This window comes from Streptomyces sp. NPDC048825, assembly GCF_043198355.1.
Lineage (GTDB): Bacteria > Actinomycetota > Actinomycetes > Streptomycetales > Streptomycetaceae > Streptomyces > Streptomyces xiangluensis.
In genome coordinates, this window is the sequence record NZ_JBICUR010000023.1 from 82,713 (window position 1) to 101,054 (window position 18,342).

General features: G+C 69.9%; 17 protein-coding genes. 7 read left to right on the forward strand and 10 right to left on the reverse strand.

From position 1 onward, the window contains the following. Positions 1-341: 341 nt before the first annotated feature. The 3 genes from ACGFNK_RS39445 to ACGFNK_RS39455 are packed head-to-tail and all read right to left on the reverse strand — an operon-like array spanning position 342 to position 2,580. Positions 342-1,139 (reverse strand): class I SAM-dependent methyltransferase, encoded by a 798-nt coding sequence (locus ACGFNK_RS39445; RefSeq protein WP_393424130.1) that lies wholly within the window; start codon positions 1,137-1,139, stop codon positions 342-344. Beyond that, positions 1,136-1,816 (reverse strand): DUF2064 domain-containing protein, encoded by a 681-nt coding sequence (locus ACGFNK_RS39450; RefSeq protein WP_393424133.1) that lies wholly within the window; start codon positions 1,814-1,816, stop codon positions 1,136-1,138. The genes ACGFNK_RS39445 and ACGFNK_RS39450 overlap by 4 nt, the downstream gene beginning before the upstream one ends. Continuing rightward, the gene (locus tag ACGFNK_RS39455; RefSeq protein WP_393424136.1) at positions 1,813-2,580 is read right to left on the reverse strand and encodes a glycosyltransferase family 2 protein; all 768 of its coding nucleotides are present in this window, start codon (positions 2,578-2,580) and stop codon (positions 1,813-1,815) included. Before ACGFNK_RS39455 ends, ACGFNK_RS39450 begins: the two co-directional genes overlap by 4 nt. Before the next feature lie 164 nt (positions 2,581-2,744). Here ACGFNK_RS39455 and ACGFNK_RS39460 point away from each other — a divergent pair, with 164 nt between their 5' ends. Next, on the forward strand, positions 2,745-3,512 hold the full coding sequence (locus ACGFNK_RS39460; RefSeq protein ID WP_393424139.1) for a response regulator transcription factor: 768 nt from the start codon (positions 2,745-2,747) through the stop codon (positions 3,510-3,512). 6 nt (positions 3,513-3,518) lie between these two features. Continuing rightward, positions 3,519-4,631, forward strand: coding sequence for a sensor histidine kinase (locus ACGFNK_RS39465; protein ID WP_393424142.1), 1,113 nt, complete (start codon positions 3,519-3,521; stop codon positions 4,629-4,631). A 194-nt stretch (positions 4,632-4,825) separates the two neighbouring features. Here ACGFNK_RS39465 and ACGFNK_RS39470 read toward each other — a convergent pair whose 3' ends face one another. Both ACGFNK_RS39470 and ACGFNK_RS39475 read right to left on the reverse strand, forming a co-directional pair. After that, a complete protein-coding gene (locus ACGFNK_RS39470) occupies positions 4,826-5,440 on the reverse strand; it encodes a hypothetical protein (RefSeq protein WP_393424145.1) in 615 nt (204 codons plus the stop codon). 146 nt (positions 5,441-5,586) lie between these two features. Next, a complete protein-coding gene (locus ACGFNK_RS39475; protein WP_393424148.1) occupies positions 5,587-6,336 on the reverse strand; it encodes a response regulator transcription factor in 750 nt (249 codons plus the stop codon). Between the two features lie 249 nt (positions 6,337-6,585). Between ACGFNK_RS39475 and ACGFNK_RS39480 the strand changes: the two genes are divergently transcribed. Beyond that, complete coding sequence (locus ACGFNK_RS39480; RefSeq protein WP_393424391.1) at positions 6,586-7,905, forward strand: hypothetical protein; 1,320 nt, start codon at positions 6,586-6,588, stop codon at positions 7,903-7,905. Between the two features lie 53 nt (positions 7,906-7,958). On the opposite strand, the gene ACGFNK_RS39485 is transcribed toward ACGFNK_RS39480, so the two are convergent. Together ACGFNK_RS39485 and ACGFNK_RS39490 are read right to left on the reverse strand one after the other, a co-directional pair. Then, a complete protein-coding gene (locus tag ACGFNK_RS39485) occupies positions 7,959-8,960 on the reverse strand; it encodes an NAD-dependent epimerase/dehydratase family protein (RefSeq protein WP_393424151.1) in 1,002 nt (333 codons plus the stop codon). A 212-nt stretch (positions 8,961-9,172) separates the two neighbouring features. Beyond that, positions 9,173-10,072 (reverse strand): helix-turn-helix transcriptional regulator, encoded by a 900-nt coding sequence (locus ACGFNK_RS39490; protein WP_393424154.1) that lies wholly within the window; start codon positions 10,070-10,072, stop codon positions 9,173-9,175. A gap of 103 nt (positions 10,073-10,175) precedes the next feature. On the opposite strand from ACGFNK_RS39490, the gene ACGFNK_RS39495 reads away from it, so the two are divergent. Next, on the forward strand, positions 10,176-11,702 hold the full coding sequence (locus ACGFNK_RS39495; RefSeq protein ID WP_393424157.1) for an MFS transporter: 1,527 nt from the start codon (positions 10,176-10,178) through the stop codon (positions 11,700-11,702). A gap of 65 nt (positions 11,703-11,767) precedes the next feature. Here the strand turns inward: ACGFNK_RS39495 and ACGFNK_RS39500 are convergent, their stop codons facing one another. The 3 genes from ACGFNK_RS39500 to ACGFNK_RS39510 are packed head-to-tail and all read right to left on the reverse strand — an operon-like array spanning position 11,768 to position 14,230. Further along, the gene (locus ACGFNK_RS39500) at positions 11,768-12,511 is read right to left on the reverse strand and encodes a hypothetical protein (protein ID WP_393424160.1); all 744 of its coding nucleotides are present in this window, start codon (positions 12,509-12,511) and stop codon (positions 11,768-11,770) included. A gap of 21 nt (positions 12,512-12,532) precedes the next feature. After that, the gene (locus tag ACGFNK_RS39505) at positions 12,533-13,777 is read right to left on the reverse strand and encodes an amidohydrolase (protein WP_393424163.1); all 1,245 of its coding nucleotides are present in this window, start codon (positions 13,775-13,777) and stop codon (positions 12,533-12,535) included. A 24-nt stretch (positions 13,778-13,801) separates the two neighbouring features. Next, positions 13,802-14,230, reverse strand: a complete 429-nt coding sequence (locus ACGFNK_RS39510) for an ATP-binding protein (RefSeq protein WP_393424166.1) — start codon at positions 14,228-14,230, stop codon at positions 13,802-13,804. An 84-nt stretch (positions 14,231-14,314) separates the two neighbouring features. Here ACGFNK_RS39510 and ACGFNK_RS39515 point away from each other — a divergent pair, with 84 nt between their 5' ends. The 3 genes from ACGFNK_RS39515 to ACGFNK_RS39525 all read left to right on the forward strand — a co-directional run bounded on the left by ACGFNK_RS39515 (position 14,315) and on the right by ACGFNK_RS39525 (position 18,205). Next, the gene (locus ACGFNK_RS39515) at positions 14,315-15,163 is read left to right on the forward strand and encodes a helix-turn-helix domain-containing protein (RefSeq protein WP_393424169.1); all 849 of its coding nucleotides are present in this window, start codon (positions 14,315-14,317) and stop codon (positions 15,161-15,163) included. Beyond that, positions 15,123-15,383 (forward strand): DUF397 domain-containing protein, encoded by a 261-nt coding sequence (locus ACGFNK_RS39520; protein WP_393424172.1) that lies wholly within the window; start codon positions 15,123-15,125, stop codon positions 15,381-15,383. Before ACGFNK_RS39515 ends, ACGFNK_RS39520 begins: the two co-directional genes overlap by 41 nt. An 839-nt stretch (positions 15,384-16,222) precedes the next feature. Beyond that, positions 16,223-18,205, forward strand: a complete 1,983-nt coding sequence (locus ACGFNK_RS39525) for a calcium-binding protein (protein WP_393424175.1) — start codon at positions 16,223-16,225, stop codon at positions 18,203-18,205. Positions 18,206-18,342 lie beyond the last annotated feature (137 nt).

Below are 18,342 nucleotides of genomic sequence, written 5' to 3' on the forward strand. Positions count from 1 at the left end.
CAGGGACGAATGACGAGCGTGCGGAACCGGTGGCGCCGCTGGTACGGCGAGAGTCCCCTCCAACTACTGCTCCTGGCCTGCTCGTTCGCGCTCGTGGCGTATGCCGGCGTACAGCTGCTCGCGGGGGACTGGTGGGGCGTTCTGATGTGGATGGTCGGGGCGGCGCTGCTGCATGACCTCGTGCTGCTGCCGTTGTACGCCGCTGCCGACCGGGTCGTCCGGGCGGTGCTCGGTGCGGTCGGGCGCCGGGAGTGGCTGGTGTTCGTCCGTGTCCCGGCGGCCCTGTCCGGACTGCTCCTGCTGGTGTGGTTCCCGCTGATCAGCGGGCGGGTCGAGCGGCGTTACGAGGCGTCCACCGGCTCGTCCGGCGAGGGGTTCCTGGCCCGCTGGCTGCTGATGACGGCCGTGCTGTTCGGGGTGTCGGCGCTGTGGATGCTGATCCGTTCGGTGCGGGCGCGGCGCAGGGCCACGAAGCAGCGGCCGTCCGCCGTCCACTGACCGTCCGTACGCCAGCCGAGCCGGCGTGCGCGCTTCAGCAGGGCGCGGCTGCCGAGCCGGGCCCAGGGGAACAGGGCTCCGGCGGCTCCCTGGGCGTCGGTGACATGGACCTGGACCTGCTCGTCGACGTCCACGGGTGCGGTCTCGGCGATCAACAGGCCGCCAGGAGCGAGGAGTTGGGCGATCCGGCGCAGCAGGGCTTCCGGATCGCCGCCGATCCCGATGTTCCCGTCGATGAGCAGCGCCGTGTTCCAGCGGCCCTCCCCCGGCAACGGTTCGAACACCGACCGGCGCAGCGCCTGTCCGCCGAGCCCCACGGCGTGGTTGACGGCCGCCTCGCTGACGTCGATCCCGAGCACGGTCCGGCCCCGAAAGGCGAGGGCCGCGACCAGCCGCCCGGGTCCGCAGCCCACATCCAGTACGGCCCCTTCGCACCGCCGCAGTGCGGACAGATCGGCGGCGTCGGCCCGCGCACACCACCGCTCGATCTCCAGCGGGAGCAGCCAGCCGTCGGTGCGGCGCAGGAAGAGCGGGCCGCGCCCGTCACGGAGGGCGTCCGCGTACGGGTCGACGCACCACGCCGTCGCCGTATCCGCTGCGCTCGCAGTACTCGCCGTACTCGCCGTACCCGCAGCGCTCATCGCCCCACAACCGATCGCTCGACGACGGATCGCTCGACTTCCGATCGCCGCACGCCCGCCGCCAGCCGGTCGAACTCCGCCGCGAACCGGCCGCCCTGCCCCTGGACCATGACCTGCTCGGCGACCAGCCAGGCGTCGTAAGCCGTGTCGACGTCCCGCAGCCGCGGCAGATCGCGTACGCGCAGTCCGGCGGCGGTGAGCCGGGCCCGCTGCACGGCGCCTGTCGTGGGCGTCGACATCGGTACGCCACGCAGCAGCGCGGGGTCCGGTTCGGCGAGTCCCAGAGCCCAGAAGCCGCCGTCCTCCGCGGGCCCGAACCAGGCGTCGCAGTCCGTGAAGTCGGCCCCGGACGCGAGGAGTTCGGCGGTCGCCTGAGGGGTGTCCATGCCGATGAGCAGCGTCGGTCCCGCGCAGTCCGCGAACGCCGCGGCGAGCCGCTCGTCGAGCCCGCCCGCGCACTGCGGGACCACCTCGACGCCGGGCGGCAGCCACGGCCCCGGCTCCCCGTCGAGTACCAGGACCCGCCGGTCCGCGGGCGTCGCGAGCACCGCGCTCAGGGTGTCGGCCAGCGCGGCCTCCGCGAGCGCCGCCGCCTCCTCGGGCGTGAACGGCGGGGTGAGCCGGGTCTTCACACGTCCGGGTCGCGGTTCCTTGGCGATGACGAGCAGGGTGGTCATCGGTGCGCTCCTCCTTGGAAGGGTCCTTGGGCGATTCCCCGGCCGGGGCCTTCGGCGGTTCCTTGGCCGGTGGCGTACGCCGGCTCCGTCAGCACCCGGCGCATGTCCCGTACCGCGTGCCAGGTCCCGCGCCAGGTGCCGGTGACCTTGGAGGTGCCGGTCCGCGGCAGATACGGGACGTCGTGCTCGGCGATGCGCCAGCCGGCGTCGGCGGCGCGGACGACCATCTGCAGGGGATAGCCGCTGCGGCGGTCCGTGAGGCCGAGGCCGAGCAGGTCCTCGCGGCGGGCGGCGCGCAGAGGGCCGAGGTCGTTCAGGCGTACGCCGGTGCGGCGGCGGAGCATCCGGGACAGCGCGAGATTGCCCGCGCGGGCGTGTGCCGGCCAGGCGCCACGGCCCTGCGGGCGCCGCCGCCCGAGCACCAGGTCGGCCTCGCCGTCCCGGATCTCGCGTACGAAGGGCACGAGCAGGGACGGATCGAGCGAGGCGTCGCAGTCGCAGAAGCAGACGATGTCCGCGGTGGCGGCGAGCAGCCCCGCGTGGCAGGCCGCCCCGAAGCCGCGCCGCTCCTCATGGACGACGGTCGCGCCGAGGTCGCGGGCCACGTCGGCGGAGCCATCGGTGGAACCGTTGTCCACGACGAGCGCGCGCCAGCCCTCGGGGATGAGGGCCAGCACCCAGGGGAGCGCGGCGGCTTCGTTCAGGCACGGGAGGACGACATCGACGTCGGGTTTCGTGGTGGGGTTGGGATACACGGCTTTCACAGTACGAACGCGAAGCGGGCATTCCGGGCAGCGGCTCCTTACGAAACGGGGACGTCGTCCGCAGACTCGTAGTCCGCCCGTATCTCCTTACGAATCAAGGACGGGTGAGGTCTCCGGGCCCCGGACGCAGGACAGCCGCGCGCCCCTGGTGCGACCCTGGCGACATGCACCAGCCGCAGCCGTACGACAGCACCTCCGGCACCCGCGTCCTCGTCGTCGACGACGACCCCACCGTCGCCGAGATCGTCTCGGGCTACCTCGACCGCGCCGGATACGTCGTGGACCGGGCCGTCGACGGCCCCGCCGCGCTCGCGCAGGCCACCGCGCACTGGCCCGACCTGGTCGTACTGGACCTGATGCTGCCCGGCATGGACGGCCTGGAGGTGTGCCGCCGGATGCGTGGGCGGGGTCCCGTACCCGTGATCATGCTGACCGCCCGCGGCGACGAGGACGACCGGATCCTCGGCCTGGAGGTGGGCGCCGACGACTACGTCACCAAGCCGTTCAGCCCCCGCGAGCTGGTCCTGCGCGTGGAGTCCGTACTGCGCCGCAGCAGGCCGTCCGCCGAGCCGCGCGGGCTGCTGCGAGCGGCCGGCCTCAGTGTGGACCCGGAGGGCCGCCGCGCCACCAAGGACGGTACGGAACTGGCCCTCACCGTCCGCGAGTTCGACCTTCTCGCCTTCTTCCTGCGGCACCCCGGTCACGCGTACAGCCGTGAGGAGCTGATGCGTGAGGTCTGGGGCTGGGACTTCGGCGACCTCTCCACGGTCACCGTCCACGTCCGCCGCCTCCGTGCCAAGATCGAGACCGACCCGGCGCGGCCCGCGCTGATCCAGACGGTGTGGGGGGTGGGGTACCGCTTCGACGTGACGGGCGCCCCCGGCGATACCGACGGCGGTCCCGGCGGCGGTCGCGACAAGGTGGAGGACTGAGCCGTCATGCAGGACATACTCCTCATCGCTCTCTTCTCCTTCCTGGGCGCCGGTGCGGCCGGTCTGCTCGGTGCCTTCGTGCTGATGCTGGTCCGGCACCGGTCGCTCACGGTCTCCATCACCGTCGTGGTGTTCGTCGCCGTGACCGCGATGCTGGCCGGGACGCTCGCGGTGGCGCAGGCGATGTTCCTGAACACGCACGACCTCCAGGTCGTGACGATGGTCGTCGCCATGGCGGCCGTGGTCTCGCTGGCGACGGCGACGATCCTGAGCCGCTGGGTCGTCGCCCGCAGCCGGGCGCTCACGATCGCCGCCCGCTCGTTCGGCGACGGCGGTGACTTCGCCGCCCCGGCCGAGGGAGGGACTGCCGAACTCGCCGCGCTGAGCCGGGAGTTGGCGGCCACCAGCGCGAAGCTCGCCGAGTCCCGGGACCGTGAACGCGCCCTGGAGACCTCCCGGCGCGAGCTCGTCGCCTGGATCTCGCACGATCTGCGCACCCCGCTGGCCGGACTGCGCGCGATGTCGGAGGCGCTGGAGGACGGGGTCGCAGCGGATCCGTACCGGTATCTGCGGCAGATCCGTACGGAGGTCGAGCGGCTCAACGACATGGTGGGCGACCTGTTCGAACTGTCGCGCATCCACGCCGGGACGCTGGCGCTGAGCCCTTCACGGATGTCGGTGTACGACCTGGTCGGGGACGCGCTCGCGGGGGCGGACGCGCTCGCCCGTGAGCACGGCGTACGGCTGGTGGGGGCCGGGATCGATCCTGTGCCGGTGGAGGTGGACGGCAAGGAGATGAGTCGCGTCCTGGGGAATCTGCTGGTCAACGCGATTCGGCGGACGCCGTCCGATGGGACGGTGGCCGTCGGCGCCCACCGGTCGCCGGACGGGGTTGTGTTGTCGGTGACGGATGGGTGTGGGGGGATTCCCGAGGAGGATCTTCCTCGTGTCTTCGACACGGGGTGGCGCGGCACGCACGCGCGTACGCCTCCGGCGGGGGCGGGCCTTGGGCTCGCGATTGTGCGCGGGATTGTGGAGGCTCACCAGGGGCGGGCGGTTGTGCGCAACGTGTCGGGGGGCTGTCGTTTCGAGGTGACGTTGCCGACGGTCGAGGCGTAGGAATGCGGGTCGTTCGCAGGCTGCGGGCCCGTTGTGGCTGATCGCTCCCCCACTCTCGGCTTCTCCCCCACTCTCGGCTTCGCTCGAGCGGGGGGACCCCATGAGAGGGGGGACCCCCATCGCGGCGGAGCCGCGATTCGACATGGCCCCGCGCCCCTTACGGGGCGCGGGGAACCGGCAGCCCGCCCGCGTGCTCAGCAGCCGCCGGGGCCTGTCTCCGCCTCGCGGAACACAGGGCTCTCGCCGTACGTGTTGTCGGGGTCGATGCCGGTCATCGTCACGTCGTTGACGTACCAGATGTAGTGGCCGTAGTAGCGGTCGCCGAAGTTGAGCTGGTAGTAGCCGTGCGACTTGACCATGTGCGCCCGGTGGGTGAGCCAGCCCTTCTTGTGCGGGCCGATCCACAGGCTCTCGGTGTGCGACTCGGTGTGGGACTTCTCCCAGGTCTTCCCGGTGGCGCTGCTGAACCCGGCGGTGAAGGCCTCGAAGGCCCCGCCGAACTCTATGGTCTGGGTCGTCGAGGTGCCGGTCGTCGTGGTGTCCGACCATGTCTTGGAGATGTTCTGGTTGACGCTCGTGCAGTTGTACGCGTCGGAGGTGACCCGCTGCTCCGGGCCGAGGTACTTCTCGACCGACTCGACGTGGAACTCACACCGGTCCGTGCCGTTGTTGCACTGCTCGAGGAGCTGCGCGACGGTCGGCTGCTCCTCGTGGTCGGCCATGGCGGTGCCGGGGGTGGCCACGACGAGGGCGGCCAGGGTGATCGCGGACCCGAGGACGGCCGCGACTTTTTTCCGTACGGAAGACATGCTGCTGTGCTCCCTGTGGGGGTGGGAAACAAAGGAGGCAGCCCCGAGCAGAGGCCGAGGCCCCAGTGAAGCGAGCGCGGATCCGGAACCGCTCCGTACGGGATAAGGATTTGATGAAGGTTGCGGCGCGACGCGGACTTCGGCGGTCAGGCCGCGGACAGCCGGTAGCCCACACCGCGGACGGTACGGATGAGTGACTGGCCCTGGTCACCCAGCTTGCGGCGCAGGTAGTAGACACAGGTGTCCACGATTCCGGAGCTCTCGTCGCGGTGGTTCCAGACGCGCTCCTGTATCTGGGAGCGGGTCAGCACCCGGCCGGAGTTCTCCATCAGATAGCGCAGCAGGGCGAATTCGGTGGGGGTGAGCCGGACCGGTTGCCCGGCCGCCCACACCTGGTGTGCGTCGGGATCGAGTTGCACATGACCGACGCTCAGACAGCGGCGCCGCATGGGTGGTTCGGCAGTGCGGCGCAGCAGGGCGCGGATGCGAGCCGCCACCTCCTTCAGCTCGAACGGCTTGATGAGGAAGTCGTCGCCGCCCAGGTCCAGTCCGCGCACCCGGTCGTCGACCGCGCTGCGTCCGGAGAGGAACAGCACGGGCATGGTGAGGTCCCGTTCGCGCAGGGTCCGGCAGACCTCGAAGCCGTCGACGTCGGGGAGGTTGACGTCGAGCAGGACCAGATCGGGAACGCGTCGTGTGACGAGGCGCAGGGCCTGGTGGCCGGTGGCGGCGCAGGTCACCTCGAAGCCGAGGAGTTCCAGGGCCATGGTGAGCACGTCGCGGACGCCGACGTCGTCGTCCACCACGAGGAGATGGGCGGCGGCGCCTGAGGGGGCGGGTGGCGAGGAGGGCGAGGAGACAGCGGTTGTGGGGGAGTTGGGGACAGGGTGGGTCATGTCCTGTTCCTTTGCTGGCCTTGGTACTTCTGCCGACCGTGATGCTTCAGGTTTCACAGGCGTCCCCATGGTCACACGTACCCGCAGGTAGGGTGAGCGGCTTCGTCCGCTTGCTCGAATCCGCCGTCGTGGCACGGCCGTTGCCTTCCCCTGGCCCGCCAGACATCCTCATGGCTCTCTCTGTCCCCGCTTTGCACGCGCAGCGGTTACGGTGCTGACGTGCTGATCGATGGAGAGGGGGCGGGAACGATGCCTGGGACCGTGCTGCTGCTAGCGGCTTCGCCGGTGGGCAAGGGGTCTCTGGTGGACGCGGCGTCGGTGCTGCCCGTGCTCGCGGCGGTGTCGCCCGCGGTGCTCTCCGGCACGGACACCGCGAACGTCGTCGAACTCGCCGACCCCCTGGAGCCGCAGGCTGTCCTGACCCGCCTGCGTGCCGCCGCGACGGCCCCCGGCCCGCTGACGGTCTTCGTCACCGGCCAGCTCCAACTCGACCGCCGCCAAAGGCTTCCGCACCTGGCCCTGGCCCGTACGACCCCGTCGACGGTCCGCTACACCGGCTTCCCCTGGCACTGGATCCGCGAGGAGCTGCGGCTGCGCGCGCCCGGCGGTACGACGGTGTTCGTCGACCTGCACGCCGACGCGGAGACCTGGCAGCACCTGGTCACGCAACCGCTCGGCGTCGGGCCGGGAGTCCGGCTGTACGGCCGGGTCGCCCCGCCCCCGCCCCGGCGGACGCTCGCCATGCCGACGTACATGAAGTCCGTCGCGACGATCCTGCGCAGCGGTCACCGTCCGGAGCCGGGCCAGTTGCACCAGCAGGCGCTGACGCGGGTGTCGGGGGAGGAGCCGGAGGCGGTCCGGCGGGACCTCGTGCTGGCGGTGGAGTCGGGGGCGTCCGAGGGGTCCGTGCCCTTCGTGCCCGCCCCCGCCGTTCCTACGCCCTTCATCCCCGCCGCCTCACCGCCCGAGGCGCCCGCGCCCTTCATCCCCGCCGCGCCGCCGGGGGCATCTGCGCCCTTCATCCCCGCCGCGCCGCCGGGGGCATCTGCGCCCTTCATCACCGCCTCACCGCCGGAGGCATCCGCGCCCTTCATCACCGCCGCCCCGCTGCCGGAGGCTCCCGTACCCTCCGCCCCGTCCGACCCCCACGCCGAGATCGCCTCCGCCGTGGAGGCCGGGCGGCACGGTGACGCCGACGGGTTGGCCGCGCGCTGGGAGCAGGACGCGCTGCGTACGTATGGGCCCGGTTCGGACGAGGTCGTGCACTGGATGGAAGTACGAGCCGACTTGGCCATGTTCGCCGGGGACGCCGTGCGCAGCTGCCGGACCTGGCTGGCCGTGGCCGATGCCCGGCTCGGTGCGGGGCAGTCCCCGGACGCACCCGGTGTCGAGGCGGCCGTCGACCGGGCCCACCACCAGTGGGGCCGTATCGCCGAAGCGGCCCCGGCTCGCGAACTCGGCGCCGTTCTCGCCGAGTTGCGCGCCCGGGTACCGGGCCGCCGCAAGGGCGCGCTCCAGCATGTACACCAGCGCCTGGAGCAGTTGAGGGCGACGCAGCAGGTGGGCTGACGGTTGAGGGCGACGCAGCAGGTGGGCTGACGAACGACCCGGTCGTCACCTCGTCAGCCGGAATCCCTCAGCCCCGCCGCCGTGGCGAACTCCCGCACACCCTCCTCGAAACCGACCTCCGGCTTCCACCCCAACTCCTCCCGCACCCAGGCCGAATCCGCCGTGATGTGCCGTACGTCGCCGAGCCGGTACTCCCCGGTGACGACGGGCGCGGGCCCGCCATGGGCGGCGGCCAGCGCATCGGCCAGCTCGCCCACGGTGTGCGGATCGCCACTCCCCACGTTGTAGGCGGTGAAGGGGGCGGCGTCCGAAAGGGCCTCCAGAGCCAGGACATTGGCGGAAGCCACATCACGCACATGCACGAAGTCCCGCCGCTGCCCCCCGTCCTCGAAGACCCTGGGCGACTCCCCGCGCGCCAGCGCGGAACGGAAGAAGGAGGCGACCCCGGCGTACGGAGTGTCACGCGGCATCCCCGGCCCGTACACGTTGTGGTACCGAAGCGAAACCGTCCGCCCGCCCACCGCACGGGCCCAGGAGGAAGCCAGATGCTCCTGGGCGAGCTTGGTCGTGGCGTACACGTTCCGAGGATCGACGGGAGCGTCCTCACGAACGAGCCCCGGCGCCAACTCATCCCCACACACAGGACAGTTGGGCTCGAACCGTCCCGCATCCAGATCGGCGACATCCCGAGGCCCCGGCCGCACCACCCCATGCCGCCCGCACTCGTACCGCCCCTCCCCATAAACGACCATCGACCCGGCGAGCACCAGCCCCCGCACCCCCGCATCCGCCATGGCCGACAACAACACGGCGGTCCCGAGATCATTGCTGCTCACATAGGCGGCCGCATCCTCGAACCCCTTCCCCAGCCCCACCATGGCGGCTTGATGACACACGGCATCCACCCCGTGGAGCGCCCGCCCCACGGCGTCCCTGTCCCGCACATCGCCCCCGGACACGAGGTCGTAGACGACCTCCTCATGCCCCCGCGCCCGAAGCGCCGCCACAACCGCCGACCCGATGAACCCGGCTCCGCCGGTGACCAGTACTCGCATACGAAAACGCTAGGCCCTCGCCCCACCGAACGGCGCTTACGCGCCCAGCACGTCACGGCTCCGTAAGAAGCGCGCCAAGACCTCGGACTCAGCCGATGGCTCAGTCGAGCGCCTTGTCGTCGAAGGGGACCTGCGATCGCCGAAGGCGTACCGGTCATCGATGAGCACACCTTCCTGCGGCTGCTGACCGACATGACGGTGATGGGCAGCAGTTACCTGTCCAGATGCCGGGGCGCCTCGTTGAGGGCGGCCTCAGGCTCCTGCTGACCGGCAACTTGGTTGGACAACAGTCGCAGCGCGTCGGCCGAGGTGCTGTCCTTTGGTGTGTAGACCTCAAGCCGGTGGTCGGGGCTGTCGGGCTGGAGCCACACCTGGTAGTCGACGTCGGCCCTTCCCACGGTGGGGTGTTGCAGGCGCATGGTGCCCACGGTGCAGTCCGCGACGTCGCCTTTGGCCCATAGCTTGGCGAAGTCGCCGCTGCGCATGGCGAGTTCGCCGATCAGTTCGGCCAACCGGGCGTCGGTGGGATACCTGCCTGCGGTGAGCCGCAGGTAGGCGACATGGATTCGGGCCAGTTCGTCCCAGTTTTGGTGCAGGTCGCGGGTGAGGGAGTCGAGGAAGAACATCCGGGGGATGGACGGCCGTCGCGCGAGATCGTGGGGTGCGTCGAAGTCGACGTGTTCTGCGACGAGGGCACGTCCGGTGCGATTCCAGGCCAGCACATCGCCGCGGCGGCCGAGCACGACGGCCGGCGTGGTCTCTCCCAGGGAGGCCAGGAGCGCCAGTACTCGTGGGTGTGGCCGTTCAGGGCGGGGACGGACCAGGCGTGATGTGGTGGGCTGACGGGCGAGGTTGTGCAGGTGTGCTGTCTCGGCCGGATCGAGCTGGAGCACGCGGGCGAGCGCGTCGAGGACCTGTTGGGAGGCTGTACCGGCCTGGCCCTGTTCCAGTCGCGTGTAGTAGCCGGCGCTCACGCCGGCGAGCTGGGCGAGCTCCTCGCGGCGCAGGCCCGGTACGCGGCGGGCGGTGCCGAAAGTGCGCAGTCCGACGTCGGCGGGCGTGACCCGGTCGCGGCGGGTCTTGAGGTAGGCCCCGAGGCTCTCCAGCTCCATGACTGCGAGCGTAAGCACCACAGTCCGCGCCTGGGTGCCCCTGTGAGGTGTACCCATGACGCGGGGATGGTTGCCGAGCGGACGACGCCGCACCATCCCGAGCATGAATGAACAGCGCGTTTCTCACTCACCCGGTCCGCGGGCGTGGCTTGGTCTGCTGGTGGTGCTGGGCCCGGTCCTGCTCGTCGCGATGGACAGTTCGGTCCTGTTCCTGGCCATGCCCAAGGTCTCCGAGGCGCTGTCGCCGACCGCCGATCAGGCGCTGTGGATCCTGGACGTCTACGGATTCGCCGTCGGGTCTCTACTCATCGCGTTCGGCAACATCGGCGACCGGTACGGCCGGCTGAAGCTGTTGATGACCGGCGCGGCGGTGTTCGGCGCGGCCTCGGCGGGAGCGGCGTTCGCCGCCGGCCCGGAGCTGCTGATCGTCTTCCGGGCGCTGATGGGCGTGGCCGGTGCCACACTGCTGCCGTCGGCGCTGGCGGTACTCAGTGAACTGTTCACCGACCCACGCCGGCGAGCGAAAGCGATCGGCATCTTTGCAGCCACCTTCGCCGCCGGCTTCGCGATCGGCCCGGTCGTCGGCGGACAACTGCTGAACAGCTTCTGGTGGGGATCGGTCTTCCTGATCAATCTCCCCGTCGTCGTGCTGTTCCTGCTTCTGGCCCCGGTCCTGCTCCGCGAGGTACGTGCCACCCGGACCGGCCGCATCGACGTCTTGAGCGTGCTGCTCTCCGCTGCGGGCATCCTGCTGACCGTCTACGCGATCAAGCACACGGCGGCGGAGGGGCTGACCGCGGCCCCGGTGGCCACAGGGATCGTGGGCGTCGTCACCCTGGGGTGGTTCGTCCGGCGGCAACTCCACCTTGAACACCCGCTGATCGACTTCCGCCTCTTCCGCGACCGGGTGTTCACGATTGCGGCCATCACCGGGCTTCTGCCTCTGGCCGCATGGTCGGCAGTGGCCTACCTCGGCGGCATCTACCTGCAGTCCGTCCTCGGACTGACCGTCCTGGACGCGGCTCTCGTCGCGCTCCCCGGCGCCGCTGTGCTCACCGCCGCCTGCATCCTCACACCGGCACTCGTCACGCGTATGGGCACCCGGGCAGCGCTCATCACCTGCCACTTCTTCATCGCCGCAGGGCTGCTCCTGCTGCTGCCCACCAGCATCTCCGGCGGCATCGGCTGGTACATCGCATCCACCGTCATCGCCGGCATCGGCTACGGCATCTCCTTCAGCGTCGTCGCCGACACCGCCATCGCCGCGGTTCCCGCAGAGCGCGCCGGGTCCGCGGCAGCAATCGCCGAGACCAGCAACGAGATCGGCAACGCCCTCGGCATCGCACTCCTCGGCTCGCTGGCCACCCTGATCTTCCGATTCCAGGGACCTGACCTCGCCGGCACCCTCAACGAGACATTGCAGGTCCCAGGCCTCACCGCCGCGATGATCGGCGACGCGAAGACCGCCTTCGTCACCGGTCTGCACGCCGCTGCCGTCATCGCAGGCATCCTGCACGCCGCACTCGGCGTCTTCGCCCTGCGCCGGATACCAAGAACCTTCCTCAGCACGGGTGACTCCGGTGCAGAGCCCCTGGCCCAGGACGCCGTCGACGAAGGCAGCGTTCGATGACCCATGCCAACTCCCCGCTCAGCACCGAGGGCCGACGGCGTCACGAACGTCATGGCCTCGGACACTCAGGCGGTCTGTGGAAACGACGGAATCGCTCCCAGGGATAGCGCGTCAGATACGTGCTTCAGGCAGGTCGCGAGATCGTCACTGGCTACTTCAGCTGCTTGCCTGGCCTTGCCGGGCAAGCGCAGTCGACGGACGCGCTGCGGGTCGATGCTCATGCTGAACTCCACGAAACCGTGTCTGCGGCGCAGCCTTGTAGGCTCACGCAGTTCCGCGGACTTCATCAGCCCAAGGATGATGAACAGCCTGGGCGATTCAGCTGCTTCCCACCAACGGGACCACTCCGGAGAATCCTCAACGAGATCTGCGAGTCCCTCGACCGATTTCTCATAGATGGGCGGGATGGTGAAGTCAGATCCGAAGCTGACATCCAGCCAGCCTGCCCGCTCGGGGCGTTCAGGAAGCCCCTGGAGGAACTCCAGCACCTCGGGTGCCGCCTGCTCGAGAAGAGTTGCCTCTTCGCAGTCCCACTCGCGTTCCTGGAACTTTGCCGGCTCATTCAGAATGCGTGTGTACACACTCTTCCCGGCGGCCACCACCGCGCACGCTTCCGCTTCACCCAGCGGATTACCGGCTTCTTCTGCCCGTCGACGGAGTTCGGAAAGGTGTCTTTCAAGATGCCGTTGAAACGCGGCGACATCCTCGTCGTCTTCTCCCAGAAGGAATTCTTGGAGTTCATGGACAGATGCTTCGTCGGCGCATCCTTTCATTTCGTCTATGGCGGCCCAGAACTCGGATTCCTTCACGGGTCGCTCCTCTCACTCGAGTCACCGCCCCGCCAGCATCTCCAGCGCGCCTGAGACCAGCGTTCGTACCCCGGGCCCCACCGTCGCCAGGTCAGGGGCGAAGTGCGGGCTGTGGTTGCTGGGCACCGCTGCGAGTTGTTGCATCAGGTCGCCGGCTGTGGATGCCGCGTTCCAGACGTCGGCGGGAGTGCTTGTCACGAACCAGTACGCGTAGGGGAGATCGCCGTCGGCGAGGACGGGGAAGTCCTCGCTGCCCATTACGGGGCCGAAGTCGAGGACCGTGCCCACGCCGAAGACCTCGCCGTGGACGGCGGCTACGCGACGGTCGGTCTCCAGGTCGTTCACGGTGACCGGGAAACTGCTGCCGATCGTGATCGTGGGTTCGCTCGGGCAGCCCGCCGCCGCGCACTCGCCCACCGCGATGCGGCGGATCGAGGCGAGCATCCGGTCGCGTACGGCGGCGGACTGGGTGCGGAGGTTGAGAGCGATGTGGGCCTCGGACGGGATGATGTTGTGCCGGGTTCCCGCCTCGATGCGGCCGACCGTCAGGACGGCGGACTCGCGGGCCGCCAGCTCCCTTGATACGACGGTCTGGAGACGGGTCACGATGTACGCGGCCGTCACCACAGGGTCCACCGTCGCCTCGGGACGGGACCCGTGGCCGCCCACCCCGTGCACGACGATGTCCACGTCCGTCGCGGCGGACATGATCAGGCCGGGCGAGTGCGCGTACAGCCCGGTCGGACCGGGCGTCGCGTGCTGGGCGAGAAGGACGTCGGGGCGCGGGAAACGTTCGTACAGCCCGTCCCCGACCATCGCCGCCGCCCCCTCGCCGGTCTCCTCGGCGGGCTGGCCCACCACGAGCAGCGTGCCGGACCAGGTGTCCCGCCCCTCGGCCAGCGCGGACGCGGCGCCCGCCAGCCAGGTGACGTGCAGGTCGTGCCCGCAGGCGTGCATGACGCCGGGCGCCTGCGAGGCGTACGGCAGCCCCGTCTCCTCCGCGACCGGCAGCGCGTCCATGTCGCCACGAAGGAGGACGGTCGGGCCGTCGCCGTTGCGCAGCAGGCCCACCACGCCCGTACCGCCGACGCCCTCGGCCGTCTCGTACCCGGCCGCCCGCAGCCGCTCCGCGAGCCGCCCCGCCGTGCGGTGCTCGGCGAGGGACAGCTCCGGATGGCGGTGCAGGTCGCGGTAGAAGTTCTCCAGCGCGGGGAGCGGGAGGTCGGCGGTGAGGTCCAGCGCGGTGCGGGCGGCGGCAGAGGTCACGAAGTGCAGCGTACGGTCATGTCCTCACGTCTGCGCCTTGGCGTCGCACTCGAACCACACGGTCTTGCCGGTACGGCCGCCGGTCAGCGGCTGCCAGCCCCACCGGTCCGTGACCGCCTCGGTGATCAGCAGGCCCCGGCCGCCCTCCGCCAATTCGTCCACAGCTGTGGACAACGGCGGCGACGGGCATGCGTCGGTCACCTCCACCCGAACACCCTCCGGCCGCCGCAGCATCAGCATTGAGCAGCGCCGTCCCGGTACGTGCCGTACGACGTTCGCGATCAGCTCCGTGAGCGCGAGGCCCGTCGCGTCGATCAGTTCGGGCATCTCCCATGCCAGCAGGTACGCCCGGAGAATGCGGCGCAAGTGCCGGGCCGAGTGGTCACCGACGGTGAAGCTGCCGCCATACCTGGCGCCAAGCCTCGCCTCTGGAAGGTCAGTTGCGTGATTCACATCACCAGAGTGGAGTGATCCGATTACGCTCGGCTACATCTGGAACGAAACGATGTGCCGAGTGCACTTGGGAGTTGGCGCCGCATGGTCAATATCCGCGACCTCGACCCCAGCGCGAGTCCGCTGGACTACTACGGAGCCGAGTTGCGGCGCTTCCGTGAGGCCGCCGGGCTCAACCAGAAGCAGTTGGGTTCCGCTGTGTTCTGTACCGGGTCCCTGATCGGGCAGATCGAGACGGCGCACAAGGTTCCGACGCGGGAGTTCAGCGAGCGGGTGGATGTGGCCCTGGAGACGGAGGGGGCCTTTTCGCGGTTGGTTGGGCTGGTACTCCGGTCACAGCTGCCGAACTGGTTCCAGCCGTACGCGGACATGGAGGCGCGGGCGACGTACATCTCCACGTATCAGGCCCAGGTGGTGTACGGGCTTCTCCAGACCGAGGAGTACGCACGTGCCGTGATCGGTGCCCCAGAGCCGGAGGGCCTTGACGAGTTGGTCGCGGCCAGGATGGAGCGCCAACGCATCCTGAGGAAGGAGAAGCCGCCGCTGGTATGGGTGGTACTGGACGAGGCGGTGCTGTGTCGCCCCATGGGCAGCCGGGAAGTCATGCGAAACCAACTCGCGCACTTGTTGAGCTTTCGCAGCCAACGGCGGGTCAAGATCCAGGTGTTGACTTTCTCCGCGGGCCAACACCCGGGCCTGACGGGTGGGTTCAATCTCCTGCGCTTCGACGACGACCCGGACATCGTCTACACCGAGGACTTCGTCCAGGGGCACATGACCGCCAACCCGGACAGCGTCAGCGAGGGCTGGCTCCATTACGATCAACTGCAGGCTGCCGCACTCTCGGTGCAGGACTCGGCAGCGCTGATCGCCCGCGTAATGGAGGAGCGCTATGGAGACCAGCCAGGGGCTGACAGCCGCGACGTGGCGTAAGTCCAGTTACAGCGGCAGCAGCGGTGGTGACTGCGTCGAATGCGCCCCCCTCGGCAACGCCGAGTGGCGCAAGTCGACCCACAGCGGTACGAGCGGCGGCGAATGCGTCGAGGTCGCCGACCTCACCCCCCACATCGCCGTCCGCGACTCCAAGAACCCCGAAGGCGGAGCCTTCACCGTCACCCCCGACGCCTTCACCACTTTCGTCGCCTCCCTGTAGCCCCCGGCCACGTAGTCGCGGGAATGTGACACTCCCACCCCCACCTGTCACATTTCCGCGCGCACACCGGGTCGCCGTAGTAATGGCCGCAAGAACAACGGATATCGCTGATCTGGAGCAACGCCGCTCGGAGGGCGCTGTTGTCGGGCGGCTCGTACTGGCGTTGAACCCGGGCGCCGCGCCGCGCCGGGACGCGGCCGTAGTCCGAAAGACCGGCTGGGGCCGGCGGTCCTGTGCACCCTGCCGTGGCTCGGGTTCGTCCCGGACGACGTCGCCTCGGCACCTCCAGCAGCGGTGGCCCGGCTCTCCGAGTATCTACAGATTCCCGTGGGTGAGCTGCGGTTCTACGGCGAGCTCCGACCAGCCTGAACCACCTGACCAGAACCGTGGAACCGGCGCCACCGACGCGACAGCCGGGTCTTCTGCCTGCCCATCACTGGCCCGAACGGCGAAATGGCCCACCGGGCAAACGACGGACCGTCACGGCAGATCGATGCTAAGAGAGCGACTGGGCTGATCAGGCGCTGCCGGGCACCGCTTGGCCGAATCCATGAAGCGTCATCAGAGTGGCGAGAAAGAGCTGTGGTTGTGTGCCTCCCGGGTCGACGTGCTGCCCTCTTGGGATCTCCTCCCGAGCGAGTGCACGAGGTACCCGCGAGAAATGTCGTCGCTGCAATGAGCGCTGGATGCGGTGGCGACTGGCGGCACAAAGACGAAAGGCAGCTTGAATGTCCATGTCCGCGTTCTTTCCTAATCTGCTCTTCGCGTTCAGACGACGTACTCGACGTACCAAAGGCCGGCAGTGGTCGAGGAACAGCCGGGTTGGGGTGGTGGCGGCCATGGGCGCGGCGCTCGTGTTGTCCTGCCCCGGGGGCGCGCTGGCGGCGCCGGGCGACCTGGACCCCGACTTCGGCACCGGCGGCACGGTGACCACCGACTTCGACGGCGGCAACGACCAGGGGCACGCGGTGGCGGTACAGGACGACGGCAAGATCATCGCCGCCGGCGGCGGTGGGATTTCGGGCGACTTCGCGCTGGCCCGCTACGACACCGAGGGCAACCTGGACACCACCTTCGGCGGCGACGGCACGGTGACCACCGACTTCGCCGGCGGCAACGACCAGGCTTTCGGGGTGGTGGTGCAGGACGACGGCAAGATCGTCGCCGCCGGGCGGGCGGGCTTCGACTTCGGGCTGGCGCGCTACAACACCGACGGCAGCCTGGACACCACCTTCGGCGGCGACGGCACGGTGATCACCGGCTTCGCCGGCTTCGACCAGGCTAACGGGGTGACGCTGCAGGCCGACGGCAAGATCATCGCCGCCGGCTCATCGGACACCGGCGGCCCCACCAACATCGACTTCGCGCTTGCCCGCTACACCACCGACGGCGACCTGGACATCGACTTCAGCACCGACGGCAAGGTGACCACCGACTTCGCCTCCGGCGCCGACCAGGCTCACGGGGTGGTGGTGCAGGACGACGGCCAGATCGTCGCCGCAGGGGAGGGAGAGCAGCAGCCGGGCGGCGGCGGCCTCGACTTCGCGCTGGCCCGCTACAGCACCACCGGCAGCCTGGACGGCTCCTTCGGCACCGGCGGCAAGGCCACCACCGACTTCGCCGGCGGCTTCGACCGGGCTTTCGGGGTGGCGCTGCAGGACGACGGCAAGATCGTCGCCGCCGGGCAGGCGTCGGGCGAATTCTCTCTCGCCCGCTACAGCACCACCGGCAGCCTGGACACCTCCTTCGACACCGACGGCAAGGTCACCACCGGCTTCGCCGCCCGGGCTAACGGGGTGGTGGTGCAGGCCGACGGCAAGATCGTCGCCGTCGGCGGGACGGGCGGCGACTTCGCGCTGGCCCGCTACAGCACCACTGGCAGCCTGGACACCTCCTTCAGCGGCGACGGCACAGTGACCACCGACGTCACCGGCGCATTCGACGAGGCCAACGGGGTGGCGCTGCAGGCCGACGGCAAGATCGTCGCCGCCGGCCAGGCGTTCCTCGACTTCGGGCTGGCCCGCTACGAGGGCGGTGACGGCGCCGCTGTCGGCGTGGACGTGTCCGTCACCAAGACCGGGCCGGCCACCGTCAGCCTGGGCGATCAGGCCTCCTACACCGTGACGGTGACCAACACCAGCACCACCGACTCGGCCACCGGTGTCACGTTGGCCGACACCGTCAGCGGAGCCGGTGCGACCCTGGTGTCGGCCACGCCCAGCCAGGGCACCTGCAGCACCACTTCCACCAGCGCCACCTGCACTCTGGGCACCCTCACCCCCGGCCCCGGTGCCGGCTCCAGCGCCACGGTGACCGTCGTCGTCGAGCCCACGGCCACCGGCACCATCTCCGACACCGCCACGGTCAGCGCCACCGAAACCGACCCGGTGCCCGGCAACAACACCGCCGTAGCGACCACCACCGTGAACAACGCCCACGGATGCACGATCCTTGGCACCAGCAACGCCGACAACCTCAGCGGCACCAGCGGCAACAACGTGATCTGCGCCTTCGGAGGCAACGACACCATCAACGCGCGCAGCGGCAACGACACCGTCTTCGCCGGCTCCGGAAACGACGCGGTCGATGGCGCCAGTGGCGCCGACACGCTGAACGGCGGTCCCGGGAATGACAGGCTGAACGGCGGATCCGGAAACGACACGCTGAACGGCGGATCCGGAAACGACACGCTGAACGGCCACAGTGGAAATGACGCGCTCGACACCGTCGACGGCGTCTCCGGCAACGACGCGGCCAACGGCAACTCCGGCACCGACACCTGCACCACCGACCCCGGCGACACCGTGACCAGCTGCTCGTAACCCGCAACGCGGCACACCTGGGCAACGCGCCCGGAAGCTCACGTAAATCTTGATCAGACAGTCCGGCCAAGCCCCGGCACCCGGGTTTGGCCGGACGCACGCCGTGTGCCGCCAGCCCAAGAAGACCGCGATCACGG

What these genes read in the sequence shown, in the direction of transcription:
- ACGFNK_RS39445 (WP_393424130.1), bottom strand. Translation starts at nt 1,139, where the DNA reads ATGAGCGCTGCGGGTACGGCGAGTACGGCGAGTACTGCGAGCGCAGCG.
- ACGFNK_RS39450 (WP_393424133.1), bottom strand. Translation starts at nt 1,816, where the DNA reads ATGACCACCCTGCTCGTCATCGCCAAGGAACCGCGACCCGGACGTGTG.
- ACGFNK_RS39460 (WP_393424139.1), top strand. Translation starts at nt 2,745, where the DNA reads ATGCACCAGCCGCAGCCGTACGACAGCACCTCCGGCACCCGCGTCCTC.
- ACGFNK_RS39465 (WP_393424142.1), top strand. Translation starts at nt 3,519, where the DNA reads ATGCAGGACATACTCCTCATCGCTCTCTTCTCCTTCCTGGGCGCCGGT.
- ACGFNK_RS39470 (WP_393424145.1), bottom strand. Translation starts at nt 5,440, where the DNA reads ATGTCTTCCGTACGGAAAAAAGTCGCGGCCGTCCTCGGGTCCGCGATC.
- ACGFNK_RS39475 (WP_393424148.1), bottom strand. Translation starts at nt 6,336, where the DNA reads ATGACCCACCCTGTCCCCAACTCCCCCACAACCGCTGTCTCCTCGCCC.
- ACGFNK_RS39480 (WP_393424391.1), top strand. Translation starts at nt 6,586, where the DNA reads ATGCCTGGGACCGTGCTGCTGCTAGCGGCTTCGCCGGTGGGCAAGGGG.
- ACGFNK_RS39485 (WP_393424151.1), bottom strand. Translation starts at nt 8,960, where the DNA reads ATGCGAGTACTGGTCACCGGCGGAGCCGGGTTCATCGGGTCGGCGGTT.
- ACGFNK_RS39490 (WP_393424154.1), bottom strand. Translation starts at nt 10,072, where the DNA reads ATGGAGCTGGAGAGCCTCGGGGCCTACCTCAAGACCCGCCGCGACCGG.
- ACGFNK_RS39495 (WP_393424157.1), top strand. Translation starts at nt 10,176, where the DNA reads ATGAATGAACAGCGCGTTTCTCACTCACCCGGTCCGCGGGCGTGGCTT.
- ACGFNK_RS39515 (WP_393424169.1), top strand. Translation starts at nt 14,315, where the DNA reads ATGGTCAATATCCGCGACCTCGACCCCAGCGCGAGTCCGCTGGACTAC.
- ACGFNK_RS39520 (WP_393424172.1), top strand. Translation starts at nt 15,123, where the DNA reads ATGGAGACCAGCCAGGGGCTGACAGCCGCGACGTGGCGTAAGTCCAGT.
- ACGFNK_RS39525 (WP_393424175.1), top strand. Translation starts at nt 16,223, where the DNA reads ATGGGCGCGGCGCTCGTGTTGTCCTGCCCCGGGGGCGCGCTGGCGGCG.